The sequence below is a fragment of the Nonomuraea sp. NPDC002799 genome (assembly GCF_053592075.1).
In genome coordinates this window covers 109634-136001 of the sequence record NZ_JBSFVA010000003.1, presented here as the reverse complement: position 1 = coordinate 136001, position 26368 = coordinate 109634, and the positions used below count along the sequence as shown (strand labels likewise).

The following is a 26368-nucleotide window of genomic DNA, read 5'->3' as shown; positions in this document are numbered from 1 at the left end:
GAACAGCGCGCTCGCCCGAGCGATGAGCCCGCCGCCCGCCGCCCGCCCGCTGAGGTCAGAACGGTGAGTCGAGCGGCACCTGCCGCACCCCCGGCAGGTGCCGGTCGAGCTCGCCCAGCTCGAACCGCGACATCCCCACCACGTGCCAGAACTGCCCGGCCGGCTCGCCCTGCACCTTGTAGCGCCCGTCCGGCGCCAGCGCCGCCCACCCCTCGGCCAGCCCGAGCAGCGTCGCCCGCCGCTCGCCGCCCTCCCAGAGGATCACCACGCCGTCATCGCCCGCACTGGCCAGCAGGTCGCCGGCGGGGCTGTAGGCGACCGACCACACCCGCCGGGCGTGCCCGGCCAGCGTGTGCCGCAGCCGCCCCGTCCCGAGGTCCCACACGCGCACCCGCTGGTCGTCGCCCCCGGTGGCCAGGCTGTCGCCCGAGGCGCTGAACGCCAGGCTCCACAACCGGCCGTCGTGCTGGTCGAACGTGTGCGTCAGCCGCGGCTGCCACGGCTGGCCGGGGCGCAGCTCCCACACCAGGGCCCTGCCGTCGTTGCCGGCGCTGGCGAGGTGGCGGCCGTCGGGGGAGAAGGCCACCGAGTAGACGCGGTCGGTGTGCCCTTCGAGGGTCGCCACCCGGCCGCCGGAGGTCACGTGCCACAGGCGGACGAGCTTGTCGTCGCAGCCCGTGGCCACGTAGGCGCCGTCGGGGCTGAACGCGATCGAGCGCACTCGCCCGCGATGGTCCATCAGGTTGACCGCCAGCCGCCCGGTGGGGCGATACCAGATCTTGACGCTGTCGTCGTCGTTGGCCGTGGCCAGCATGTCGCCGTCGGCGCTGAACGCCTCGGCCCACACGTGGTCGGTCTCGGCGTGCAGCTCGCGCTCGTAGTCGCCGGTGGTGGCGTTCCAGAAGTGCACGCCGCCGTCGTTGCTGGAGGTGGCCAGCACCGGCCCGGCGGGGGAGAAGGAGGCGGAGATCAGCCGGTCGGCGGTGCCGCTGAACTCGCGCAGCCGCCGCCCGGTGCGCGGCTCCCACAGGCGTACGACGCCGTCGTTGCCGCTGGTCGCCAGCATCGTCCCGTCGGCGCTGAACCGGACGGAGGTGATCCGCCGGCCGTGGCCGCGCAGCACGCGCTGGCACTTGCCGGACTCGGGATCCCACAGGCGCACGGTGCCGTCGTTGCTGCTGGTGGCCAGTTGCTGCCCGTCGGGACGGAACGCGAACGGCCAGACCGAGCTGCGGTGCCCGGTCAGCTCGACCCGCTGCCCGCCGCCGACCGGCTGGATCCGGACCACGCCGCCCGAGTCGCCGCTGGCCAGGCTCTGCCCGTCGGGACTGAACGCCACCTGGTAGACGGCCGCCGTGTGCGTGGTGTGCACGCCGTGCGCCTGCCCGGAGACCTCCCACACGCGGACGCTGCCCGCCGTGTCGCCGCTGGCCAGCAGCGTGCCGTCGGGGGAGAACGTCAGGCAGTAGACGCTCCCCGCGTGCCCGCTCAGCGTGTGCAGCAGCGTCCACGCGGCGGTGTCCCACAACCGGATCGTGCCCGCCTCGTCACCGGTGGCCAGCAGGCGGCCGCCGGGGCTGTGCAGCGCCCGGTAGACGCTGCCCCGATGCTCGTCGAGCGTCTGCCGCACCCGTCCCGTCTCCAGGTCCCAGACGCGGACGACGCCCGCCGCGTCGCCCGTCACCAGCACCGAGGGGCCGAACGAGGCCGTGTAGACGGGTGCCCGGTGGCCGCTCAGCTCGTGGGTGAGCCGCCCGGTGGCGGTGTCCCAGACGCGTACGACGCCGTCGCCCCCGCCGGCCGCCACCAGGTCGCCCGAGGGGCTGAGCCGCACCGGCCAGACGCCGTCGGCGTGACCGGGCAGCCGGTGCCGGAGCTCGCCGGTCAGGGAGTCCCACAGCAGCACGACCCCGTCGCTGGCGCCGGTGGCCAGCAGGTCGCCCGCGAACGTGACCGCGTAGACGCGGCCCCGGTGCCCGTGCAGGGTGCGCACGGGCGCGCCGCCGACGCACAGCAGCACGCCGCCGTCCTCGTTGCCGATCGCGATCGTGGCGCCGTCGGCGCTGTAGGCGATCGGCTCGGGCAGCCGGCTGGTCTGGAAGTGGTAGCCGTACGGGACGCCGATGCCGGCCGGCGCGAACTCCACCTCGACCGGCTGGCCGGGCACCACCGCCGCGCCGTGCAGGTGCGGCAGCGTGCCCGTCACGTTGATCAGTGAGGCGCGGTGCCAGCGGGCGCCCTCGACGGCCGCGTCGCTCAGGTCCACCTGGGCCAGCCGCGCCCCCGACAGGTCGGCGCCGGTCAGATCGGCCCCGGACAGGTCGGCGCCGTCGAGCCGGGCCCCGGCCAGCCTGGCCTCGCGCAGGGTCGCCCTGGACAGGTTGGTGCCCGCGAGGGTGGCCTCGGACAGGTCGGCGCCGGTGAGGTCGACCTCCCGCAGGTCCCTGGAGGACAGGTCCTCGCCCTTGAGGTTGGCCCCGCGCAGGTCGGCGCGGGCCGGCGTGCGCAGCCGGGCGGCGATCTTGACCGCGTTCGCCCGGGACACGTCGTCGGCGGGCGGATCGTGCACCCACGCGCGCAGCGCCGCCACGTCGGCCAGGTCGCACAGGAACTCCACGGTCAGCGCCGACAGCGGCCGGCGCGCCAGCAGCACCGGGTTGTCCAGCGTCGCGGCGATGTGCCGGGCGATCAGCCACTCCATCACCGAGGCGTGGATGAACCCGAACATGCCCTCCTCGGTGCGCACCAGCAGGCTGCCCGAGCCCATCCGGTAGGCGGCGTGCGCGCCGGAGAGCTGCCCGTCGGCCAGGTCGGTCAGGGTCTCGCCGATCTCGGTCAGCTCGTCCACGCCGAGCAGCGACTCCCCGGACTCCCACAGCCGCGCCGCCAGGGCCGTCACCGCCCGCCACAACTCGCCGGTGGTCAGCGCGGCCGGCGAGCCGGGAACCTTGGCCCGCCGCTCCTCGAAGGCCAGCCAGGAGCCGAGGATCTCCTCGTAGAGCAGGGCCGGGCTGAGCGTGTGGCGGGCGCCGGCCACCGTGCGCAGCCGGTCGGCGTCGAGGTCGGCGATGAAGCTCAGCATGCGCGGGTTCTGCGCCAGCGCGAGCAGGTCCTCGATCTCTCCCATCAGCGACATGCGCGCCCGCGCCTCGTCGCCGTCCTCGAACCTGTTGAGCAGGTAGGAGCGGATCTGGTCGGGGGTGAAGTCCTCGACGCTCAGCACCCGTCGTTGCGGCAGCACCCCGACCATCTCGCCGAGCGAGGTCAGCACCTGGCTGTGCGACTTGAAGTGCTGGGTGCGGCTGGCCACCACGATCTTGGCCTTGTCCTCGGCCGCCGCCAGCAGCGTGGCCAGGTGGTCGGCCGCCCGATCGAACGTCAGCCGGGTCACCAGCTCGTCGAACCCGTCGAACAGCAGCACGATCCGCCCCTGCCGCAGCAGGTAGCGGAAGGCCTTGAGATCGATGACCTCCTCGCCGTGGTTGGCCAGGTGGGCCGCGACGAGCCCGTCCACCGAGTGCGCCTTGTCCAGCGCGCGCAGCTCGATCAGGATCGGCGTCAGGTGCGGCAGCTCGGCCGGGATGCGCCGGGCCAGCTCGCGCAGCGCGAACGTCTTGCCGTGGCCGAAGTCGCCGAGCAGCAGCAGGAAACGGCCGTGGTCGGTGGCCAGCAGGCGCATCAGCTCGTCCGTCAGCCCCTGGCCGACCTGGCTTCCCGGGCGGTCCAGCTCGCGGTAGCGCTGCGGGACGTACAGGCCGGGCGGGTAGCGGCGGTCCGCCGTCACCCGGGCCGTCTGCTCGGCGACGTAGCCGGACAGGTCGAGCAGCCCCTGGAACTCGGTGAAGCTGCGCAGCCGCACCCCCTTGCGCATCAGGTCGTCGCGGATCGCGCGGGGCGCGGGCGCCCCCTGGTAGACCAGCTCGGCGGCCAGGCCGGTGGCGTGCGCCTGGCGGGCGAACCCGTCGGCGGCCTCCTCGGTCAGCTCGCCCACGTGCGCGCCGATCATCGTCTGGCGGACGAAGCCGTCCTCGGGGTGGGTGACCACGAGATGGGCGGCGAACCTGCGGACCTTGACCCGCTCGTGCCTGGCCTCGCACACCTCGGCGATCCGGTCGAGCAGCAGCTCGACCGGGCTCGGGACGCGCTCCTCCGGCTTGGGCGCGGGCGGCGGGCCGGCCGGGCTCCGGCCGGTGAACGTGGTCTCGACGGCCCGCCAGCGGTACCGGGCCCGCTCGGGCCGGCCCTCGTCGGGCAGCCAGGTGCGCATCCCGTCGGGGGTGATCTCGACGACGTGGTGGCGGCCCGAGCGCGGCGCGGTGATCCGGCCGTCGGCCGGCTGCCCGGATCCGCCGTGGAAGAGCAGGTTGAGCCGGTGGGCGAGCAGCCGTTCGAACGTCGGCGCGTCCCGCAGCTCGCCGGGCGCGTGCCCGACCGCGCCCAGCCGGAGCCACGCGCCCTCCTCGTACGGCCGCAGCCGCTCGGCGAACCAGGCCGCCTGCGCCTCGCCGAGCTGCGCGTGCGCGTCGCGCTCCAGATGGCTCATCGCCATCGTCGAGTTGAGCCCCGCCACGACCACCCGCAGGTCGGGCACCTCGAACAGGGTCCACGGCTGCCCGCCGTCGAACACCCGGTCGTCCAGCCCTTGGTACACCTCGCCGAACAACTTCGCGAAATGCCGCCATTTGGGCCAGTAAGGGGGCTGCGGGCTCACGTCGTCGGCCTCGCAGGTCATGAAGTAGGCGCTGGCGGCGGCCTTGGTGACGTCACGCGCGCCCGGCAGCAGCACGAGCCGGTGCGGCTCCAGCCCGATCAGCAGCCGCAGGTCGGTCACGAACCGGGTCGCCTGCCCGAACTGGCCGAGGCTGCCCGACTCGGTCAGGTCGCCGCTGACGACCATCAGGTCCGGACGGGGCATGCCCCGGTCGTACATGGCGGTCAGGTCGGCCCAGATGCGCGCCTGCATGTCCTCCGGGGTGAACGGCTCGCCGGGATCGGGCAGCGCCCGGCCGAACCGGGGGCCGCCGATGTGCAGCACGCTGATCGACTCGCGGCCCCGGTCGCTGCTCGCCGCCGGCGGGAACCTCGGCGCCGTGACCGGCGTGCGCCGGGCCCTGGACCGCCCGCCGGGCGGGGGCAGCGTCGGGGTCGGCGCGGGCACGCTGGAGCCGTCGGGGAACGCGGGCGCCGCCTCCGGCTTGGCCCGGCCCGACAGCGCCTCCCTGACCCGGCCGAGCAGCAGCGCCCTGGCCTGCCCTGGATCGCCGACGCCCAGCAGGTCGACCCAGGTGATCGTGGACAGCAGGCCCTCGACCTGGACGTCCTCCAGCCTGATCGTGACGAGCTTGTTGGAGGGGTTGTCGGGGTCGGCCCGCAGCGCCGCCTGCCACTCCATCCGCCCGTAGCGCGAGGTCAGGTAGTGCCGGGAGAGCACGGCCACGACGAGCTGGGCCTCGCTGACGCCGCGGTCCATGAAGTCGATGAAGTTGGTGCCCGGGACGAAGTCCCAGGCCTGGATCATCGTCCGGTAGCCGGCCGCCTCCAGCTCCCAGGCGATCCAGGTCGCCCACGCCGTGTCGGCCGGGGAGTAGCTGACGAAGATCTCGGTCGGCCTGCCGTCACGTGCCATGCCGCCAGTATCCCCCGGGGAATCGGCGTTTTGGAGTCCGTGTGCGATCATCGACGGGTGTGGCGGCGTCTTGGCGTGCTCGACCTGATCCGGATCGGGCTGCTGGTTCTCGGGTCGGTGTTCGTGGCGACCGGGCTGCTGCCATGGGAGGCCGCGGTCGGGAGCCTCGACGACATCGGCCCGCTGCTGATCTTCCTGGTGGCGATCATCGTGACCGCCGAGCTGACCAAGGAGGCGCAGGTCTTCGACGCGATCGCGGCGAGGATGGCGGTGTTCGGGCGCGGCAACTACGTCGCCCTGTTCTTCCTCTGTACGGCTTTCGCGTCATTTATCACGATATTTCTGAACTTGGACACGACCGCGGTGCTGCTCACCCCGGTCATGCTCGCCCTCGCCCCCAAAGCCCGCATCGCCGCCCTGCCCCTGGCCATGACCACGATCTGGCTGGCCAACACGGCGAGCCTGCTGCTGCCCGTCTCCAACCTGACCAACCTCCTGGGCATGGAGAAGATCGGTCTCGACGCCCAGCAGTTCGCCGCGCGCATGTGGGCCCCGCAGGTCGCCTCGATCGCCGTGACGATGGTGTTCCTGTGGGTGTTCTTCTGGCGGCGCGGCGAGCGGCGCGACCTGCGCTACACCCCGCCGGTGCTGGAGCCGGTCGCCGACCGCGTGCTGTTCGGCGCCGCCTCGGCGGCCTGCCTGCTCTTCATCGTGCTGCTGCTGCTCAAGACGCACGTCGCCGTCGCCGCCACGGTGGCGGCGGTGGTCGTGGCGGCGGCGTTCCTGGTGCGCGCCCGCGACCGCCTGACGTGGAGCCTGATCCCGTGGCAGCTCGTCATCTTCGTGACGGGCCTGTTCCTCGTGGTGCCCACGCTCAGCAGGCACGGCCTGTCCGACCTGATGATCTGGATGATCGGCACGGAGGGCGACCCCTACCGCACGGCCGCCGTCGGAGCCGGGCTGTCCAACGTGATCAACAATCTGCCCGCCTACCAGGCCGTCGAGACGGTCATCCCGGCCGCTGACCAGGACCGCCTGCTGGCCCTGCTGGCCGGCACCAACGTGGGCCCGGTCATCACCCCGTGGGCCTCGCTGGCCACGCTGCTCTGGTTCGAGTCGTGCCGCCGCCATGACGTCAAGGTGCCGATGCGCCGGTTCCTGCTCACCGGCACGGGCCTGGCCGTCGTGGGGCTCGTCGCGACCGTGTGGGCGCTGGTCGAGTTCGGCTGACCGTCCCTGACCGGCCGCGGGTCGTTCAGGCGGCCAGCGCGGTCTCGTAGGCGCCGGCGACCGCGCCCAGCGCCCAGCGCATGCGCACCACGTACGTCTCGGGGTGGTCGCCGGCCTCCTGCGCCACGTAGGCCGCGCAGCGGCGCGGGTCGCCGCCGCACGCGCAGAGCCGCTCGTCCACGGCCTGGCGGATCTGGAACGAGGACAGGCCGTCGGACGGCTGCAGGGCGGTCGCGAAGAGCACCTGCGCCAACTCGGTCGTGCTGATCATGTCGAGCTCCCTCTCCCGTGTGCCGTTCCGCGGCACCCTCTAAATAGACGTCGAACGGCGGAAGAACTCATCGACAAAGGACACACCACATCTGTGGACTTCTACTCATTCGAGAAGGGAGAGGAGCGCGGGAAGGGCCCGGGGATGGGCGGCGACGAAGCTGCGGTCCTCGGCGGTGCCGTCGAAGCACTCCTCGAACGGCCCGCCGTCCAGCGCCCTGATCTCGATCCCGGCCTCCCTGGCGAGCAGCGCGCCGGCGGGCAGGTCGACCGCCTCGGCCCGGTAGCCGACGATGCCGTCGATGTCGCCGCGCGCCAGCATCGCCCAGGCCAGCAGCGGCGCCCACAACTGCAGCACCCGCCGGGCGCCCAGCTCCAGGGCGGTCTTCAGCGCGCGGGCGGCCGGGTCGCCCCGGCGTACGTCGTAGCCCTGGGTCCAGGCCAGCAGCGGCCCGTGCGGCCGCGGCGCGTACGCCGGCGCCAGGCGCACACCGGAGGCGGCGCCCACCGGCTGGACCCGCGCCCCGCGCCCCCGGACGGCCGACCACGTCTGGGCGGAGACCGGCTCGTGCACCACGCCCAGCTCCGGGCGCCCGCTCCGGCACAGCGCCACGCCCACCACGTAGGCGGGCAGGCCGATCGCCACGTTGTTGGTGCCGTCGAGCGGGTCGACCAGCCAGGTCCACTCGCCGCCCGCCGCCCCGACCAGCCCCGACTCCTCGGCGATGACCGTGTGCGAGGGGTAGGCCGTCAGGATGCGCTCCAGCAGCAGCTTCTCCGAGGCCAGGTCGAGATCGGTCACCACGTCTCCCGCCGCGCCCTTGGCCCGCACGCGGACCGCGCCCCGCATGCCCTCCAGGAGCAGCGCCCCCGCGGCCTCGGCGGCTTCGACGGCGACCGTGCGAGCGTGATCCAGGTCCATCGGGTACCCCTCAGGTCAGGTGCGCGGTGATCAGACGTACGGCCAGCTCGGTCTCGCGGTCGTCCAGCGACTGCCTGGACACGTGGTGCGGGCCCGCGCCCAGCGGGCCGAGCGACAGGTCGCGGCTGCCCGGCCGGCCACGGCCGAGCGCGATCGTGGCCGCCTCGCCGCCCTCGGGGACCACGCTGCTGTGGAAGCGGCCGGCCGGCAGCGTGTAGGTGTCGCCGGGGCCGAACACCTCCACCAGTCCCGTCGCGTGCCGCACGGTGCGGCCGGTGGGCGAGATCCGGTCGCCGTCGGACGCGCTGACCACCTCGAACACCCGGTGCGTGGCGTCCGCGCCCGCGTCGGAGACCAGCGCGTGCACGTTGCGCACCTGGCCGTAGAGGACGTGGCTGACCAGGTCCCAGCTATGGCAGTGGATCTGCGAGGTGGTGCTCTCGGCGGGCGAGAGCGAGTCGGACCACAGATGGAGGCATACCCCTTCGCCGCCCTCGCGCTCCAGCGGCAGGCAGACGAATCCGAGCGGGTGACGCACTCCGCTCAGGTCGCCGGCCTTGAGCGCCGCCAGGGCCCACGACCGCGCCTCACCGGCGAGCACCCGCTGACGGACGTCGTGATAGCTCATGACCCGTGCTTACGTTCCGTCCCGGCGGTGGGCCGCGGGCTCGCCGTAGGGGTCCATGGCCCGCAGCGCCTTGCGGGCGATGTCCACGACGTCGCGGCCGTTGTAGGAGCGGGGCAGGGGCACCCCGACGCGTTCGAACAGCTCCTGCACCTCCTCGATGGTGGGCTCGTCGCCGAGCGGCACCTTCTTGTACATCTCCAGCGGCACCCGCCGCGCCTGCTCGAAGCTGAGCCGCAGCTCGGTGTCGCAGTTTTCGTAGTAGAACGTGCCGGCCAGGGCGGTCATCGCCATGTTGGGGTCTTCGACCGTCATGATCAGGCGGGTGGCCGACAGGTCCCAGCGGAACGTCGTCATCGTCGACGACAGGCCCACCCCGATGTCGAGCAGGCCGTAGCGCTGGCGGTGCCAGAAGGCGGCCAGGATGGTCGCGTACGACTCCTTCCTGGCCCGGTCGGTCGTCCACGTCTCGCCGGTGCCGTCAGGGGTGTCGGACAGCGAGCGGCGGTAGTGGGCGTAGGACTCGCAGACCTCCGCGTCGGACGGGTCGATGATCTCGATCCGGACCGTGAGGTGGCGCTTGTCCCGGCGCGCCGCCGCGACGCACACGGGCAGGGTGATCGCGCGCAGGTAGGTGCCGGTGCCGCCCTTGAAGCTCCACCGGGTGGTGTCGCGGCGGGCCTCGGCGTGCGACTGGGCGATCTCCTGCTTGCTGGCGAGCACCCGGACGAGCTGCAACGCGTCGAGGGCCTTGCGGGTGCTCTCGGCCAGCGCCTCGATCTGCTCCATGCGCGCCAGGCGCTCGGGGAGCTGGGACAGCGCCCCGGAGGTGATCGTCTCCTCGACCGGGGCCTGGCGGACGCGGTCGCGCAGCAGCGCGGTGGCCACCAGCGCCATGATCACCAGCGTGGCGGCGTTGACGAGCTGCGTCTGCACCGCCGTCGGCACGACCTCGTCCGGCATGATGCCGACGACGCCGATCACGATGGCCAGCACCAGGGCGATGGCCCCGTCGGCGTTCTGGGCCGCCCAGGGCGTGACCCGCCGCACCGCCACCATGAACCGTGTCATCGCTCGCCCCGCCGTCCGACGATCAGTCAGTCCCCGAACGTCATGGTAACGAGCGCGCCAAGCGACTGCCAGCACACGGAAAGGAGCGATCCCCTAGCCGCGGATGCCGCGCACACTGACGACGGCGGGCGGCATCAGCCGCCGCCCGCCGCGTCCCGCGACGGGTTCAGAACCAGCCGCGATGCCGGGCCATCTGCTCCAGGCCCCGCTGCAACGCCTGCTCGACCGAGCCGGCGTGGTCGTCGTAGCGGACGGTGAAACGGTTGTAGGAGTCGTGGCTGGAGGTCAGGAAGCCGCCCCGCTTGTCGGCCTCCAGGATGACGTCCATCTGCCGCGGCCCGGCGATGAACGTCAGCTCCAGCTCGTTGAAGTGCCGCCGCCACTGGCCGCCCGCGTAGTACTCGATCTCCTGGAAGAACGGCATCGTCGAGCCGTACAGCGTGCCGCGCTCCAGGTCGGCCTTCTTGAACCCGAAGCCCAGCCGGTCCAGGGCGCCGATCACGTGGTCCTGGGCCGGCAGCGGGCTGACGAACAGCGGGTCGAGATCGCCCTTGTCCAGCGCCCCCGCCAGCGCCAGCTCCGTCTGCACACCCAGCCGCATGCCGTGCAGCGGATGCCCCGCGATCGCGCTGATCGGCGTCTCCCACGGGACCTGCAGCTCGAAAGCCTGCTGGTGCTGCGCGCCCGCGCCGAGCTGGAAGGTCCCCGCGACCTGCTGGCGCAGGAAACTGTAGGTCGTCTTGTACTCGTTGTCGCCCTGCTCGACTTCTACCACCGCGGTCAGGTCGATGTAGATGCCCTCGACCTTGTAGTCGGAGTTGCCACCGCGGAAGTGGACGACACCGCGCAGGGTCTCGCCGGGGCGCACGCCCGTGTTGGTCAGCACCGTGTCGACTTCGACGCCCGCGCCGAACGCGGCCATCAGTTTGCGGAACACCATGGGGGTTCTCCTATGCGGAAGGTGTGTGGCCGTTCACTTGGCCTGTCCCCGTGCCCGAGATGCGGGGGAGCATCTGGGCCAGGAGGAGGGTGGAGAGCGCGGAGTCGGCCTGGCCCTGCTGGGTGCGTACGATCAGCGGCTGGGGGGCGTTCTCCGCAAGCTTGGCGCCCACGTCGAGGCGCCTGCGGGCCAGCTCGTACTGCAGCACGGCCCGGTTGTCCCGATACGACTCGGCCAGCCGGCGCAGCGCCTTGGCCTCGTTCTCGGCGGAGGTCAGGTCGGCCCTGCCCCGCGCCTCGATCTCCCACGTCACCCGCTGCGCCTCCGTCTCCTGCTCCTCCAGCATCCGCGCCACGTTCTTGCGCGCGTTGTTGTGAGCGGCCTTGACCTCGACGACCCGGGCGTCACGGGTCTTCTTGGAACGCTCGATCTCCATGAGCAGGGTGTCGATGCGGCGCTTGCGCGTCAGCTCCCACTCCCGCTCGTAGGCCGAGAGCTCCTTGGCCACCTTCTCCCTGGTGGCCAGATGCTGCTGGTACTGGTCGGGCAACTGCACGTCGGGGATGTTGGCGCCGGTGACGCGCACGCCGTACCGGCCGAGCTGGCGGTTGAGCGCCTCCTGCATGTCGCCGACGTCGGAGCCGCGCAGGTCGTAGGCGCGCTCGGTGTTGACCCGGCGGCTGCGCTGCCTGATCGCGTCCTGCACCGCGCTGGAGAGCACCAGGTCGAAGTTGCCCGCGCCGATCGTGCGGACGAACGCGACGGGGTCGACGATGCGGAACTTCAGGAAGAACTCGATCGACTTCAGCGGCACGTTCTCGGCCGTGGGGCAGGCCACGATCGGCGCCGAGTACGGGATCTCGGTGGAGGTGTCGACGACCGCGTCCACCCGGTCCCACGGCAGCCAGAGATAGTGGCGTCCCGGCGGCAGCGTGCCGGTGATGGCGCCCCAGCGGCTGCGTACGCCGGTGGTGCCCTCCTCGATCTCGATGATCGCCTTGCGCCACATCGTGACCATGGCCACGAACAAGAAGAACAGCGCGGCCAGCGCCGCCAGCAGCGTGAGGTCGGTCAGCGCCGCCATGCCGGCGAAGTAGAGCGCCAGGAACACCAGCGCCATCCAGGCGAAGCCGCGCCGGTCCTTGGGGATGACGACGGGCACGAGCTGGCCCTGCTCGCCGCCGCGCAGGAGCTGGCGGATGTCGCTCCAGGAGGCCACCGACTCCTTGATCTTGGAGAATTCCCTGCTCATCGGCCCTCACCCTCGCCCATCACGTGATGTCTGCCGCCCGGCAGCAGCCGTTCGACGGTGCTGTTCAGGTCGTCGTCGGGCGCCGGCGTCACCGGCGGCTCGGTCACGTCGGCGGCGTTCTTCCGCAGCAGCGCGGCGATCTCCGCCTCGCGGCCCGACACGCGCAGGCCGATGTCGTCGAGCCTGGCGCGGATCGCGGCCATGTCCTCGGGGGAGAACAGCACCGCGCCCTTGCCGCCCACGAGCTGCTGGGCCAGGGCCAGGAAGTCGATGTCGATGTGCTCGCCCACCTGCACCACCTGCGGCAGCCTGGTGGCGACCGACTCCAGCTTGGTGAGCAGGTCCTGCTGGAAGCGGTAGTCGAGGATCTCGGGGGCCTCGGCGGCCGACAACGCCCTGATGTCCAGGGCTTGGGCCTCCAGGAGCGCGGAGTTGGCGTTGGCCGTGGACTCGGCCTCGACCAGGCGCTGCCTGGCCTGCGCCGTGGCCTGGTGGGTGGCGCGTTCGAGCGCGGTGTCCATGCGGGCCTGGTATCCGGCGATCTCCGCCTGGATGGCGCTCAGCGTCTCCTGCAGACCGGCGAGCTCCTTGATCAGGTCGCCCTCGTTCTGCTCCTTGCGGAGCTGCAGCTCGTACTCGTAGGTGTAGGCCTCCTTGGCGACGCGGACCATCTCGGGGGCGGCCAGGTCCATGCGGTATTCCTGGCTGGTCGGCTCGGCGTGCGTGATGTTCACGTCGGTGAGCCGGACGGCGGGCAGGAACTGCTGGTTGAGGTTGTCCAGCATGCCCAGGGTGCTCTCGCCCACCAGGTCGTAGATCTCCTCGGCGCGCTGGGCGTAGATGAGGGAGCGGGTGACCTCGCTGATGGCGTTCTGGAGCTTGGACTGGAAGCCGCTGACCGAGCCGAGCACGAAGATGAACTCCGCCGGGTTCTCGATCCTGAACTGCAGGAACAGGTCCACGCTCGCCTTGACGCCCTGCTGGGTAGGGGCCTCGCTGATCGGGGCGTTGAACGGGTATTCGCGGGTGGTGTTGACGATGTAGCTGACCCGCTTCCACGGGTTGAACAGCGTCACCCGGCCCGGGTCCGCGATCTGCACCAGCTTGCCGAACTTGGTGATCAGCGCCTTGCAGCCCTCGGGCACCATCACCACGCTTCTGCGCCACCACAGGAACGCGGCGGCCAGGACCAGCACCACCCAGTAGTGCGGGCCGAAGAACAGATCGGTGTTCGGGATGACGTTGCCGAGCGCGCCGATGAGGCCGAGCACCACCAGGATGCCCAGCGGCACGACGACCTTCGCGGTGCTGCCCTTGGGGATCACCACCGGCGAGATGACGTGCATGCCGTTCTCGGCGAAGCTGCGGTTGACGATCTCGCCGGCCTCGTTCAGTGACGCGGTCCTGGCCTCGATGAGGGTGCCGATGGACACGCCTCCGTCGCGGGCGGCGGCGAAGTCGTGCGGGTTCAGGGTGAAGCCGCCCGGGCCCTGGCTCGTGTACTGGCCCGCGTACTGGCTCGCCTGGCCGGCGACCTGCCCCATGGCTTGGCCCACCGCCTGCCGTACGTCACCCCCTTGGACCACCGCATGGGCTATGCCCTGACCTGCCTGGATCAGTGCCTCTCTGGGTCGTGACATCGAACCTTCCTTTTCCGCTACAGGCGGATTAGACCGTATCGGGTGTGACTTACTATTCGCTTGCAATGTGAAGTCACGGATCTATTACAGGGTGTAGCAGGTGTGCTACATATGGCGTAGGTCTACTGCTTGCGGGGCCGAAAACCTGGGAGGATGGGCGTCAATGACCGAGACCGTCTACAACCGCATCGCACTCCTGCGCGCCGAGCGCGGGCTCACCCGCAGGCAACTCGCCGACGCGCTCGGGGTGCACTACCAGACCGTCGGCTATCTGGAACGGGGCGAATACAGCCCCAGTCTTTACCTCGCGCTGCGCATCGCCGAGCATTTCGAGGTGCCGGTCGAGGTGGTCTTCGCCACCACGCCGTTCCCCCGGATCGGGGCGCGTACGGCCTGAGCGTTTCTGTCGGTGGGGCCACCTACAGTGGCACCATGCGTCCGGTCACAGATTTGCAGCGGAAGGTGGCGCCCTTCGAGGTCGTCACCGAGATGACTCCCTCCGGCGACCAGCCGACGGCCATCGCCGAGCTGGAGCGCCGCGTCAAGGCCGGGGAGAAGGACAACGTCCTGCTGGGCGCCACGGGCACCGGCAAGACCGCCTCGATCGCCTGGCTCATCGAGCGGTTGCAGCGGCCCACGCTGGTCATGCAGCCCAACAAGACGCTCGCCGCGCAGTTCGCCAACGAGCTGCGGGAGATGCTGCCCAACAACGCGGTCGAATATTTCGTCTCTTATTACGACTACTACCAGCCTGAGGCCTACGTGCCGCAGAGCGACACGTACATCGAGAAGGACTCCTCGATCAACGACGAGGTCGAGCGGCTGCGCCACTCGGCCACCAACTCGCTACTCACCCGCCGCGACACCATCGTGGTCGCCTCCGTCTCGTGCATCTACGGCCTGGGCACCCCGCAGGAATACGTCGACCGCATGGCCAGGCTCCGCGTCGGCATGGACGTCGACCGCGACCAGCTCCTGCGCCGCCTGGTCGACATGCAATACACCCGCAACGACCTCGCCTTCACCCGGGGCACGTTCCGGGTGCGCGGCGACACGATCGAGATCATCCCCAAGTACGAAGAGCTCGCCGTGCGCATCGAGATGTTCGGCGACGAGATCGAGAAGCTCTCCACCATGCATCCGCTCACGGGCGAGGTGATCACCGAGGACCAGGAGCTCTACATCTTCCCCGCCTCCCACTACGTCGCCGGTGAGCAGCGCATGGCCGCCGCGGTGACGGGCATCGAGGCGGAGCTGGGCGAGCGGCTGTCGGAGCTCGATCGCCAGGGCAAGCTGCTGGAGGCGCAGCGCCTGCGGATGCGCACCACGTACGACCTGGAGATGATGCGCCAGATCGGCACCTGCTCCGGCATCGAGAACTACTCGCGCCACATGGACGGGCGAGAGGCCGGCACCGCGCCCAACACGCTGCTCGACTACTTCCCCGAGGACTTCCTGCTGGTCCTCGACGAGTCCCACCAGACCGTGCCGCAGATCGGCGCCATGTACGAAGGCGACGCCTCCCGCAAGCGCACGCTGGTCGACCACGGCTTCCGGCTGCCGTCGGCGATGGACAACCGGCCGCTCAAGTGGGAGGAGTTCCTGGAGCGCATCGGCCAGACCGTCTACCTGTCGGCCACGCCCGGCTCCTACGAGCTGGGACGCGTCAAGGGCGACGTCGTCGAGCAGGTCATCCGCCCGACCGGCCTGGTCGACCCCGAGATCGTCATCAAGCCCACCAAGGGGCAGATCGACGACCTGGTCCACGAGATCCGCGAGCGCGCCGAGCGCGACGAGCGCGTCCTGGTCACCACGCTGACCAAGAAGATGTCGGAGGACCTCACCGACTACCTCCTCGAGCTCGGCATCCGGGTCCGCTACCTGCACAGCGAGGTCGACACGCTGCGCCGCATCGAGCTGCTGCGCGAGCTGCGCAGCGGCGAGTTCGACGTGCTCGTCGGCATCAACCTGCTGCGCGAGGGCCTCGACCTGCCGGAGGTCTCGCTGGTGGCCATCCTCGATGCCGACAAGGAGGGCTTCCTGCGCTCGGAGACCTCCCTGATCCAGACCATCGGCCGCGCCGCCCGTAACGTCTCGGGCCAGGTCCACATGTACGCCGACAAGATCACGCCGTCGATGGAGCGGGCGCTCGACGAGACCAACCGGCGGCGGGCCAAGCAGGAGGCGTACAACGAGGCCAACGGCATCGACCCGCAGCCCCTGCGCAAGAAGATCGCCGACATCCTCGACTCCCTCCAGCGCGAGGACGCCGACACCGACCGGCTGCTGGGCGGCGGGCGCCAGCAGTCGCGCGGCAAGGCCCCGGTGCCCGGCTTCGCCGCCCGCCAGGCCGGGCAGCACGCCAAGGCGATCGCGGGCGAGATGCCCAGGGCCCAGATGGAGTCCCTGATCGAGTCGCTGACCGAGCAGATGCACCAGGCCGCGGCCGATCTGCAGTTCGAGGTGGCGGCTCGGCTGCGAGACGAGATCAAGGAGCTGAAGCGGGAGTTGCGCGACATGCGGGAGGCAGGGGTCGAGTAAACCCTGACTCGGTCGCGGATCCGGGACGACCCAGCCTTCGGGTGCGATCTCCCGGATCTTGAATCTCGGATCGCCCCGGATCTCGGATCGCCCCGGATCTCGGATCGCCCCGGATCTCGGATCGCCCCGGATCTCGGATCGCCCGGCGGCTCGGATCGCTCGGCGGCTCGGGCCGCCGTCGCGCCTTCCGCGTGTGCGGTCTTCGCCCGCTCCGCTCCAGGCCCGCTGCCGCCGGGGCTTCCGTTTCCTTGGCTCCAGCGGTCCTCTGACCTGCGAGAATGGTTCGACTTCTGGCGGGCAGCGTCATGGTATGAACAAGACGATCATCGGGGCCCTGGTCGGCGCGACGGTGCTCACCGGCGGCTGCGGCACCGTCATCAGCCAAGTGGAGAAACTGGCCGTCGAGGCGTCGCCATCCGGCATCCAGGAGCCCGGCAGCACACCCGGCGCCCCCACCGGCACGCCGTCCGGAATACTCACCGATACCCCCACCAGCACGTCCACTGGCACCTCCACCGGCACCTCCACCGGCTCGCCGTCCGTCAGCCCCGGCCGGGTCGGCGCGGAGGCGCTGCGGCAGGCCGCCCAGGCGGCACTCGCCGCCGTGCCGGGCTCCACGCTCATCTCCATCGAGACCGAGGAGAACGGGCGCCTCTGGGAGGTGCAGGTCGTCGACAAGGACGGCACCGAGCACGAGATGGACGTGCAGGCCGGCAAGGTCGTCAGCGGCCCCACGACCGAGGACGATGACCCGGAGGACAAGGCCAAGCACCAGGCACGGGTCAGCGCGGCCAAGCTCGACTACGCGCAGGCGGCGGACAAGATCCTGGCCGCCGTGCCCGAGGGCCGCATCACCGAGCTCAACCTCGACACCGAGCAGGGCAAGACCGTCTGGGAGTCTGACGTGGTCACCCCCGACGGAACCAAGCACCACGCCGTCGTGGACGCCGCCACCGGCCAGGTCACCAGGGACGGCACCACCAGCTGACACCCCGGCTCAGGACACCCGAACGCGGCCCAGCCGCGTGACAGTGAGTCGCCAGCGCGACAGCGAGCCGAGCTGCGTGACAACGAGTCACTCCGCGTGACACTGAGCCGAGCTGCGCGACAGTAGGGCTGGGCGTGGTGCTAGGAGGGGAGGAGGGTCTTGAGGGTGTGGGCGAAGGCATGGGGGTTGTCGAGCATGATGTTGTGCCCCGACTCCGGGATGCTGAGCACCTCGACACCGGACGCGCGCAACCCGTCGGCCCCGGCGGGAGCGTCGCCCTCCGGATGCAGGTAGGCGCGGGGGATCGGGAGGTCTTGCAGAAGCTCGCGCATGGTGGGCGTGGTGCCCTGGGAGAGGCTGACCGCCGTGCGGTGCAGCCCGCGCAGGTCGGCCAGGCGCATCGTGGACCACCAGTGCGGGCCCACGCGGTCACGGACATCCTTCCAGCCGTGCGACACGAACTCCTCCTCGGTGTAGGAGGAGATGCCGCTGCTGCCCGGCTGGACGGGAGACCTGGGATAGGGGTCGAGGTTGGCGTCGACGAGGACCAGGCTGGCGACGAGGTCGGCGTGGCGGGCGGCCAGGACGATCGCCACCGCGCCGCCCATGCTGTGGGCGATCAGGGCGGCGCCGGTCACTCCGGCCTTGCGCAGCGCCTCGGCCAGCGCGTCGGCGTGGGCCTCCAGGGTGTAGGAGAAGCCCTCGGGGCGGTCGCTGATGCCGAAGCCGAGCAGGTCGATCAGGAGTGAGCGGTTGCGCGGCAGCAGCGGGTGGGCGGCGACCTCCGCGTAGTAGGGGGCCGAGGTGGCCCCGAGGCCGTGAACGTAGACGCGGGCCGGATCCGCGCCCGGCAGCTCTACCCAGCGCATGCGGGCGCCGCTGGGGTGGGCGATGGCATCGTGCATGATGACTCTCCTCCTGTATCGCGACCAATATACATCGGCTGCGAGGTATCATGGTCAGCATGTTGGAGCTGGCGATGCTGGGGTTTCTCAGAGATCGGCCGTTACACGGTTACGACCTGCGTAAACGGGTGGCCGCCCTGATGGGGCACGTGCGCCCGGTGGCCGATGGCACGCTCTACCCGGCGATCAAGCGCATGGTCGCCGCCGGCTGGCTGACCAGGAAGGACGAGCCGGGAGCGGCCGCCGCGCCCCGGCGCACGCTCTACCTGACACCCGAGGGGCGGGAAGAGCTGGAGCACCGACTACGGGAGCCTGACGAGCTCGACATCAGCGATGAGAATCGGTGGTTCGTGTTGCTGGCGTTCCTCCGCCATCTGACCGACCCTGAGGAGCAGGCCGTCGTGCTGCGCAGGCGGCTGGCGTTCCTGGAGGAGCCGACGAGCTTCTTCTATGAGGGGGATCGCCCGATGGGGGCCGAGGAGTTCGGTGATCCGTTCAGGCAGGGGCTGCTGACGATCGCCCACGCCACCAGCCAGGCCGAGCTGGCGTGGCTCCGCGCCACCATTGACGCGCTGGAGGCTAGCAGTGCTGAAGGAAGCACCCCGGAGGTGCAGCCGATGGGCTCCTGAAGGTGCTGGATTTACGGGGGGTGCTGCTCCCCTGGGCGAGCACCACTTGTCGCACATGGCCCACCACAATCAACGGTTACTCCACCACATTCGCATTGGCTGATGTGCCTTCAGCCGCTCGGCTGAGTACTCGGCCGAGCGGTCGAGATTCACCTCGCTTACGCCTATGAGCGTCAACGGCCGTTGGAGGCACCCACCCTCGCTACGACTCGCTGCCCACCTCGAGGTCGTCCAGGTCGGGTACTACAGCGACGTCTTCGGGGTCGAACTGCTGCAGGCTCTCGCTTCCGTTGCCTTCATCGAGGTCGTGCTGCACCGGCTTGCCGGTTGCACCCTCGATGAGGACGACGAGCTCCTGCATGCGCTTGTCGAAGAACGCATCGAAGTCGTCCGCCTGTAGCTGTGCAGCATCTACTAGGTGAGTAGCGACGAGTGCGTCGAGCTGGGCGGAGGCAATCGCTGCCTTTTTCTCAATCTTGGGCAGGTATGTGGAGGGTGCCACGCCTCCGATCGCGCGGTTGGTTTCGGCGGAAAGAGGTGTCTTATTGACGATGCTCTCCCGCCGGCTCGGGTCGATGCCGTGGTCGAGGCACCACTTGGACGGGAAGATGTGGTGGATGTCAACGGCAAGGTCCACATACTGGATCTTGTCGAAGGCCTTGTGATACATCCAGTCCTTGGCGCCGTGCGCCAGGACAAGCGCGTAGATACCCTTGTAGGCGGCCGCGTTCCGGGTTCTTAGTGACAGAAGCCGGGAGGAAGCGAAGGTGCAGTCTGCGACGGTCCGGGGTGTTGCCGCCGTGGTGTCGCGTGCCCAGCCAGGGACCTGTTCGACATCGCGGGCGAACCGGGTCTCAATGGCGGAGCCGTACAGCTCACCGACGATGCCGCACCAGAACCATTGAGCGAGCTTGGCGCGTACGCCGTGCAAGTCCGCGTTGTTGCCAAGGATGACCTTGACCACGGCGAGCGGAACGAGTTGCTTAGGGTATGGGAGGAACTTCACGTCGAAAATGTGATGATCGGCGAGGAAAGTCGATGTCCATGCGAAGGCGTCACGGACCGGCTGCACCCACTCTAGGTAGTCGTCGAGTGCGAGCTTGAGTAGGTCCTCTTTCCGCGCGGACACCGCGGGTGGTCGGCCAGATGTGTCCTTCCTGGCCCGGCTCAGCGTCGCGAGCAGACTCACTGCTTGGAGGAAATCCGTGTTCTCGACTGCCGCCAGGACAGGATGTGCGGCGAAGCCCTTCTGGGTCGTGTGCCAGTCATCGTTGAGACGGAAGTCCGTGCCGTGGGTGTCGAAATACTTCTTGTCGCCGGCGAAGGTGGCAGTGAGGAGCTCGAAGACGTTCAGCGGCAGACCGCCGGTGTTGACCTTCTCGAAGACGGTGGCGACAGCCGCTTTGCTGGTCGTCTCGTCCAACTCGATGGCGGGGATGTTGTAGGTCGAGCAGGGCTGGATGACCTTGGCGTGGAATTGGCTGGCCTGCTCCTTGTCCTCGCAGGCGAAGAGCCACGTGACGATGTCAGCCTCACCGAAGAGAAGGCGAACGGGGAAGTACCCGTGCGCACGCTCAAGTTCGGGCGTGGACAGATCGAGCTCGATGTCCTTGCCGAAGTTGCTGCGCAGAACTCCGTCCCCGGGCATGGACACGACGGCCTCGTCGATGCGTTCTTCGCCGAGCAGCGCGGTGGCCATGTGTACGTAATACCGGCGGTCCATGAGTTTGCCCCGGCTGTCCTTGGTGTGGACGACACCGTCTCCGGTGAGAGCCTGCGTGAGCGAGGTGAGCCGCTGCTGGCCGTCAAGGAGCAGCAGCCCGGGCTCGGTGTCCAGTGGGAGGGAGGCCACCCCTTCGACCGGGCGCGGCTTGAATCGAATCTGATCATTGCCGGTCTTCAGCATCATGACGACACCGAGCGGATGACCACGGAGGATCGTCACGAGGAGCTGGCGAATGCGCTCGTCCTCCCATTTGTAGCCGCGCTGGAAATCGGGGAGCTGGATACGGCCACTTGTGGTCCACTTCAGGTAGTCGGCCAACTTGTACAGCGGAGTCTGGAAGCTCATGCCACCCGTCCTCGTCGAGAGCGAAGGATGGGCAATATGGTAATAGGAAGGTAACGGAGCGTCAGGGGATTTCGTGTCGCCCAACCGACATCCAAGTACGGCTGCCGTGTCAGAATTCGTCGAGCAGAGCATCGTGCTCGTCGTCTGACACTGCATGCAGCCTGTCGAAGCCGTCCATGGTTAGCTCTTCCATGGGGGAGACGCGGCACGCCCGTGCCTACCCGTGCGGCAAGAACTACGTCTACACGGCCTGACCTACCAGGTATTGCGCGTCCCCTTTCTGTCGGACTCTCGTGGGGCCAGCGGGAACCAGCGCACGAGCTGGGCGACGTCCGCCGTGGTCATGGCCCATTCCCGGTGGGGAGGAGAGCTTGGCTCGCGGCGCGGCTGAGGATGCCTTGGGTGAGGGCGGGCAGGCCGAGGCGGTTCCAGTGGAAGATCACTAGGTGGGTGATGACGTGGCGGATGCCTCGATCCAGAGAGCCGGCGGATGTGGCTTCGCCGAGGTGCTGCCCTGCGTCGCGGAAGACGGCCGCCCAGGGCATGGCGAAGGCGCACGGCCCGTCCGGGTCGATCGAGCCGATGTTGGAGTCGACCAGGGGGCGGATCCGCTCGGTCAAGTCCTCCAGTCGGCTGGGGGGCGTGTTGGCGGGGAGAGGGCGTAGCTCGGTGATTCGGTTCCATAGGTTGCCGCGCTCGAACCGGTCCAGTCCGGCGGCGCTCAGCAGGGTGGCACAGAGCACCATCGACACCTCCTTGCGGTTGACGTCCGGCGAGGGCTGCCGCAGGTAGGCGAGGATGTGGTGGCTGTCGGCGCTGAACAGGGAGTGGGCGATCTCGGTTCCGACCGGCCCGCCGAACGAGGCGGTTTCGGGTTCGTAGATGACGGGCCACCAGCGGGTGAGCACCCCGGATACGGTCAGCTCGTTCAGCGCGGCGTTGATGGCCGCCTTCGTCTCCGGGACGAGGGCGCCGAACGGGCGTAGCCGAAGTCGCCAGCACGGGTGCTTGCGGATGAACCACCACTCGCCGATTAGCTTGCGGTCCTGGAGGTGGTCCAGGCGCGGGCCGAGGTCATTTATGGCGGCCTGCTCGGCGGTGTCCCAGTCGGCGAACTGGGCGCGGATGCTGTACCAGCCGTGATCGGCCGTGCGGGCCTTCAACGCCTGGTATCCGGCTGCTTGGTAGGCCTCGATGGCGTCGATGAGGGTCTCCGTGCGGGTGTTGATCGCGGCTGCGGCCACTTTGGCGGGGGTGCCGGCGAGGACCGCGAGCACGGCATCGGCCATCTTGCGCGGTGGTACGGGTGAGCGTGTGAGAGTCGGGTGTTGAGTAGGCATGTGTTCCATCCAGGGGACGGAGGCGGCGTGTGGGCGGAGGCGTGCCCACCCAGTTGTGGTCAGCGCAGCAGAAGGCAGGTGTCCCAGGCGGTGGTGGGTGGCGCGTCGTGGGCGAGGGTGTGGAGGGCGAGCCCGTAGCCGGCGAGTCCGGTCAGGAATCCCGGTGGAGTATTGGTCGCGGTGGGGCCGTCCAGCAGCAGTTCGGTGACGCAGGAGATCGGTAGGTGGTGTGGGGCGATCGCGTCGGTCGCGAAGGCGGTCACGGTCATGAACAGTCCTGCTGTGCCGTGACACAGGCTCCGGTCGATGATCCGCCGTAGCTGATGCGGGTCGTTGAGGCAGCCGGTCAGGGCGGCTTCGGCGGTGGTCCGGCGGTCGGTGTCGCCGGTGGCGAGGGCCGCCAGTTGCTGGGCGCGGGCCAGGCCTGGGGTGCCGTAGCACCAGGAGGGGCGGTGTGGTCCGAGTTGGGCGGTCCGACCCCGATGGAGTTCGGACAGGGTGATCATCTCTGGCCACCAGGGGGCACCGAGGTGATCTTGCTGCCAGCCGTCCAGCCAGCCGCCGATTCGGCCGATGGCCTCCATGTGGCCTGGCAGGACCAGGCCGGCTCTGGCGGTGAGCGCCAGCAGCGTCAGGGGCCCGGCGATGCCGTGGGCCATCCCGTTGTTGCCGTGCCCACCAGGCGGAGCCTGCAGGGCGCGCCGGGACGAGGACAGCGTCCACCAGCCCGGCAGCCCATCTACCGGTTCGGTGAGCCGGATGAGGTAGGCCAGCACGTCCTTGACCAGGTCGCTGCCGGGGTCATGTCTCCACAGGTGGGCGCCGAGGCCGGTGAGGCCGCTGATCAGGTCGAACTCGGCCAGAGCGGGTCGCTCGCCGCGCTCCATGCGCTGGAAGGCGGCGGCGAGTCGGTCGCGGGTGAGGGCCGCGACTGCCTCGTCCAGGAGGGTCTGCGCGGGCCGGTATCCGGCGTGGGGCGCGGGGTCGAGGGCGAAGGCGAGCGCGGGTGCCCCGTGATAGAGGCAGGCGCCCGCGCCGGTGGTGAAGTCGTCGTGGGTCGCTGCGCTCAGCCAGTCGTGCGCCTCCTGCCATCCGGCGCTGCCAGCGCTGGCGCGTTCGATGTGCAGGAGCGCGATCCCGGCGGCCCCGCCGCTGAGTGACTGAGGCGGCCGCCCGAAGGGATGGGGTGTCTGGAGCTGTCGGGCTATGGCGTCGGCCGCGTGGCGGGCCCGCTGGCGGAGGTCGATGTGCCGTTCCTTGCGATCAGGCTCTGAGCGAGGCCTCGGGCAATGCGCAGACATATCCCCTCCGACGCGGTATCGGTGCCGATCATGCGGGCGTGGTGCAGGTGCAGCAGGTCGCTCAGAACGGTGTCCACGTCACTGGCGTCGAGTAGTGCCCGGTAGGTGGCCAGCGCTGTATGCCGCCACTCGATCAGGCTGAGCGGAAGAGCCATTGGGTGCCTGGCCTGCTTGACCATGGCGCGATCCAGCGCGTGGGTGCCACCGTGGACGAGGTGGTTCACGAGCCAGGCCAACCCGTCGATGCCGAGAAATCCCGTCGCGAGGTCGAGCAGGCCGGCCGCGGTCGCGGCCTGAGCGTTGGCCGTGGTACGCAACTGCGCGACCGCGATCGCGGAGTCGGCGGCGAATACGGCTTCGGCGGCGCCCAGGGCCGGGCCGGTGCCGAAGCGGCCGGTTTCGGGCCGGTAGGTGTCCAGGCAGAGATCGCGGAGTAGTTCGGCGCGGTGAAGGGTGCGTGCCCACGTGCCGAGGGACTGGGCTGCGGGCCCGTACCGGTCGCCGTCGTGCAGGTGGAGCCGGATCCGAAGGTGTGGTGTGGGGGTGTCGTAGCGGATGAACCACCAGTCATCGCGTCTGCCGTGCTCCCAGCCGGCGAGCAGGTTCGGCAGATGGGTCGTGAGCAGGTCGGTTTGTCGTTCTGGGTGGCTGAACAGTTTCGCGTACAGCCACGGTGAATCTCCGGGCAGGTGCCCGGGACCATGGTGGATCCGCTCGCGTCGCACGGGTCGCGGCAAGGGGCGTGGTGGGGTGGTGGAGGCGAGGGGGACGACGATCTCGTGGGGGCGCCCGCCGAGCCAGCCGTTGTCGCTTGCGTCCTCGATCAGCCTGGCGCTGCCGGTGCGGTTCAGGTGGCGGCGCAGCAGCGCCAGGTGCGCGGCCTGGGTCAGGTCGAGTCGGATCAGGACATCATCGTCGCCGAACCGCACCAGGTTCGGGATATGGCGGGCGTGCCGGTGCTCCTGGAACCGTTCGACCCATTCCCCGGTGGTCGCAGCGGCCTCGGGCAGGTCCGTGGCGGTGAGGGTCCACCTGGCCGGGCTGAGGATCGTCCGGCCGTAGCGGACGCGCGGAAGGAAGGCGAACTGGTCGGCGATGCGACCCCAGGCGAAAGTGGTGCAGGGTGTGGAGGTCGCGGTGCTGACTTCGCACAGGAACCGGGCCAGTGGGTGGGCCGCGTGACGCAGGTTGGTCGCGTTCAGCATCAACGGTTCCACGGCGCGGCTCTGGGTGAGCGAGACCAGGATCAGGCTGCGGGCGTCGGCGGTGACCGCCAGGTCGTCGAGATCGACCGCCGACTCTCTTGGGTGACGGTGTTCGCCCAGTGACAGTACCGGCAGGACCTGCACAGTGCGGGCTAGGCCGTCGGTGCGGGCGCGCAGCGGCGGGATCGACAGCTGTACGACCATCGCGCCATCAGTGCTGGTCGGAAGCCATCGGTACGCTTCGATGATCCGCCTGCGGTTCGGCTCGGGGAGAAGGTGCAGGAACCGGCCCACCGAGGTACCGGCGTGCCGCGACGCGCACACGACGGTGAGGGTGAAGTCCTCGGAGTCCAACGCGGCAGGCGTCGGAGCACCGATGCTGAACCGCACCTCGGTGTGCGGGGCCGGCCCAGAACCGCACGTCGCCAGCTCAGCCACCATGTCCTCGGTGAGGACCAGCTCGGCGCTCCCGTTGAGGGCGACCTGGTGAGCCAGGGCCGCCAAGGTGATATCTCTCCGGGTCGGTGCGGCGTCATGGGTGGCGAGCGAGCTGCGGAACCCGGCGGGGTAGCCCAATCCCCGATCCGGATTCAGGAGTTCCCGGATCCCCACCAGAGCTCCGGGACCGTAACGGTCGACGAACGCGGCATGGTACGCCTGCCACGCGGACCGTCTGGGGGACACCCGGACCAGGACCGCAGCGGCCTCCTCGACCTCGTCGATCACGCGGGGAGGCAGGCTGATCGAGCAGTCAAGCCGCAGACCGACCGCCACTCGCGCGCCCGGGTCCAGGGCGGTGGTGCCGATTTCCGCGTCGTTCACTTGGGCGGCGATGTGGGTGAGGGGGTCGGTGACGGTCATCGGGACTTGCACGCTGGTGAGCAGGATCCGCAACCGCACCAGCTCGGTGAGCATGCCTTCGATGGCTGTGGCCGGTGCCTTGGGAAACTCGGCGGCCAGGTTCGCCAGGAGATCATCGAAGATGACCGGGGCGGCGGCCTCCTTCAAGGCCATGCGGACCGCCGCCGTGTAGCGTACGGCCACCTCTGACACCGTCCCGTCAGCGCTGGGCTGATGGGATAGCACCCAGTCGGCGTCCCGTGCGAATCCCAGGTTGTTCGCCTGCACCGCCAGCGTGCGCAGCACGGCTGGCTGCTCCTCCAGCGCGCTGATCGTTTCGGTGAGCCACTGGGAATCCGGCCGATGTACGGCGCAATGTCGGTCGCCGAACACGATCGAGGCGGTGTCGGCCATGGTGACCGGGGCAATACCGGCGAACAGGCCGAACGGTGTGGCGCGGCTCGTCCAGCGCAGGAGATAGCGCATCAGCGCCTCGGCCCCGCGACGGATTTGACGCGGCCGGAACGCGGTCGGGTCATCGCATATCGCGGTGAGGACGCGAGCCAGATCAGGGCTGGCGAGCGTAACGGCCTCGCGCACCTTCAGCAATGGCCAGACTTCACGGATCCAGTCGGCAGCACCGTGAGCATCGTCGTCGGTGAGATCGGGCCATGGTGGCAGAACCAGGTCTTCCGGGTAGGCGGCGACGCGAATGACGGCGGCGTCCACGGCTCGAAAGCGATGCATCTGGCCGTTCCTCCGTTCTGGAGGGAGTGTGTTCCCGGCCGCAAGGAGCGGCCGGGAACGCTCGGAAGGGTTAGCAGTTGGCGATGCCGGCGCTGCCGGGGGTGTCGCCACAGCCGTCGCTGGTGCAGTCCTCGCTGTCGGGTCTGGCGTTCTGAAGTTCGACCTTCAGGAAGCGGATGTTGAGGTTGAAGTCGTTCGGGTCCATGACGATCCTTCCGATGGGGA

Annotated in this window: 19 protein-coding genes; 5 read left to right on the top strand and 14 right to left on the bottom strand. The window is 69.9% G+C overall.

The window, feature by feature from the left end:
* Positions 1–55 precede the first annotated feature (55 nt).
* Entirely contained in the window at positions 56–5626 is a 5571-nt protein-coding gene (locus tag ACWD0F_RS07365; RefSeq protein WP_449873067.1) for a WD40 domain-containing protein, read from the bottom strand.
* Positions 5627–5683: 57 nt separating this feature from the next.
* On the opposite strand from ACWD0F_RS07365, the gene ACWD0F_RS07360 reads away from it, so the two are divergent.
* Positions 5684–6856: an SLC13 family permease gene (locus ACWD0F_RS07360; protein WP_449873066.1), complete on the top strand. Its 1173-nt coding sequence runs from the start codon at positions 5684–5686 to the stop codon at positions 6854–6856.
* 25 nt (positions 6857–6881) lie between these two features.
* Here ACWD0F_RS07360 and ACWD0F_RS07355 read toward each other — a convergent pair whose 3' ends face one another.
* The 7 genes from ACWD0F_RS07355 to ACWD0F_RS07325 form a co-directional block, all read right to left on the bottom strand.
* A complete protein-coding gene (locus ACWD0F_RS07355) occupies positions 6882–7127 on the bottom strand; it encodes a hypothetical protein (protein ID WP_449873065.1) in 246 nt (81 codons plus the stop codon).
* A gap of 105 nt (positions 7128–7232) precedes the next feature.
* Positions 7233–8048 carry an inositol monophosphatase family protein gene (locus ACWD0F_RS07350; RefSeq protein ID WP_449873064.1) on the bottom strand — a complete coding sequence of 272 codons (816 nt, stop codon included), beginning with the start codon at positions 8046–8048 and terminating at the stop codon, positions 7233–7235.
* A gap of 10 nt (positions 8049–8058) precedes the next feature.
* Positions 8059–8676, bottom strand: a complete 618-nt coding sequence (locus tag ACWD0F_RS07345; protein WP_449873063.1) for a hypothetical protein — start codon at positions 8674–8676, stop codon at positions 8059–8061.
* 9 nt (positions 8677–8685) lie between these two features.
* On the bottom strand, positions 8686–9744 hold the full coding sequence (locus tag ACWD0F_RS07340; RefSeq protein ID WP_449873062.1) for a hypothetical protein: 1059 nt from the start codon (positions 9742–9744) through the stop codon (positions 8686–8688).
* Positions 9745–9910: 166 nt separating this feature from the next.
* Positions 9911–10684 carry a sporulation protein gene (locus ACWD0F_RS07335; protein WP_449873061.1) on the bottom strand — a complete coding sequence of 258 codons (774 nt, stop codon included), beginning with the start codon at positions 10682–10684 and terminating at the stop codon, positions 9911–9913.
* A gap of 10 nt (positions 10685–10694) precedes the next feature.
* Positions 10695–11936: an SPFH domain-containing protein gene (locus tag ACWD0F_RS07330; protein ID WP_449873060.1), complete on the bottom strand. Its 1242-nt coding sequence runs from the start codon at positions 11934–11936 to the stop codon at positions 10695–10697.
* Complete coding sequence (locus tag ACWD0F_RS07325; protein WP_449873059.1) at positions 11933–13576, bottom strand: SPFH domain-containing protein; 1644 nt, start codon at positions 13574–13576, stop codon at positions 11933–11935. Before ACWD0F_RS07325 ends, ACWD0F_RS07330 begins: the two co-directional genes overlap by 4 nt.
* Before the next feature lie 163 nt (positions 13577–13739).
* Here ACWD0F_RS07325 and ACWD0F_RS07320 point away from each other — a divergent pair, with 163 nt between their 5' ends.
* The 3 genes from ACWD0F_RS07320 (at position 13740) to ACWD0F_RS07310 (ending at position 17105) form a co-directional block, all read left to right on the top strand.
* A complete protein-coding gene (locus ACWD0F_RS07320; protein WP_449873058.1) occupies positions 13740–13973 on the top strand; it encodes a helix-turn-helix transcriptional regulator in 234 nt (77 codons plus the stop codon).
* Positions 13974–14008: 35 nt separating this feature from the next.
* Entirely contained in the window at positions 14009–16117 is a 2109-nt protein-coding gene (uvrB, locus tag ACWD0F_RS07315; RefSeq protein ID WP_449873057.1) for an excinuclease ABC subunit UvrB, read from the top strand.
* 310 nt (positions 16118–16427) lie between these two features.
* The gene (locus tag ACWD0F_RS07310) at positions 16428–17105 is read left to right on the top strand and encodes a PepSY domain-containing protein (protein ID WP_449873056.1); all 678 of its coding nucleotides are present in this window, start codon (positions 16428–16430) and stop codon (positions 17103–17105) included.
* A gap of 140 nt (positions 17106–17245) precedes the next feature.
* Here ACWD0F_RS07310 and ACWD0F_RS07305 read toward each other — a convergent pair whose 3' ends face one another.
* On the bottom strand, positions 17246–18010 hold the full coding sequence (locus ACWD0F_RS07305; protein ID WP_449873055.1) for an alpha/beta fold hydrolase: 765 nt from the start codon (positions 18008–18010) through the stop codon (positions 17246–17248).
* A 59-nt stretch (positions 18011–18069) separates the two neighbouring features.
* Between ACWD0F_RS07305 and ACWD0F_RS07300 the strand changes: the two genes are divergently transcribed.
* Positions 18070–18639: a PadR family transcriptional regulator gene (locus ACWD0F_RS07300; RefSeq protein ID WP_449873054.1), complete on the top strand. Its 570-nt coding sequence runs from the start codon at positions 18070–18072 to the stop codon at positions 18637–18639.
* A 202-nt stretch (positions 18640–18841) separates the two neighbouring features.
* Here the strand turns inward: ACWD0F_RS07300 and ACWD0F_RS07295 are convergent, their stop codons facing one another.
* From ACWD0F_RS07295 to ACWD0F_RS07275, 5 genes are all read right to left on the bottom strand, one after another.
* On the bottom strand, positions 18842–20710 hold the full coding sequence (locus ACWD0F_RS07295) for a GmrSD restriction endonuclease domain-containing protein (RefSeq protein ID WP_449873053.1): 1869 nt from the start codon (positions 20708–20710) through the stop codon (positions 18842–18844).
* A gap of 341 nt (positions 20711–21051) precedes the next feature.
* Positions 21052–21999, bottom strand: a complete 948-nt coding sequence (locus tag ACWD0F_RS07290) for a thiopeptide-type bacteriocin biosynthesis protein (protein WP_449873052.1) — start codon at positions 21997–21999, stop codon at positions 21052–21054.
* Between the two features lie 110 nt (positions 22000–22109).
* Entirely contained in the window at positions 22110–23351 is a 1242-nt protein-coding gene (locus ACWD0F_RS07285; protein ID WP_449873051.1) for a lanthionine synthetase C family protein, read from the bottom strand.
* Positions 23255–26125: a lantibiotic dehydratase gene (locus tag ACWD0F_RS07280; protein ID WP_449873050.1), complete on the bottom strand. Its 2871-nt coding sequence runs from the start codon at positions 26123–26125 to the stop codon at positions 23255–23257. Before ACWD0F_RS07280 ends, ACWD0F_RS07285 begins: the two co-directional genes overlap by 97 nt.
* 88 nt (positions 26126–26213) lie before the next feature.
* Positions 26214–26348 carry a hypothetical protein gene (locus ACWD0F_RS07275; protein WP_449873049.1) on the bottom strand — a complete coding sequence of 45 codons (135 nt, stop codon included), beginning with the start codon at positions 26346–26348 and terminating at the stop codon, positions 26214–26216.
* Positions 26349–26368 lie beyond the last annotated feature (20 nt).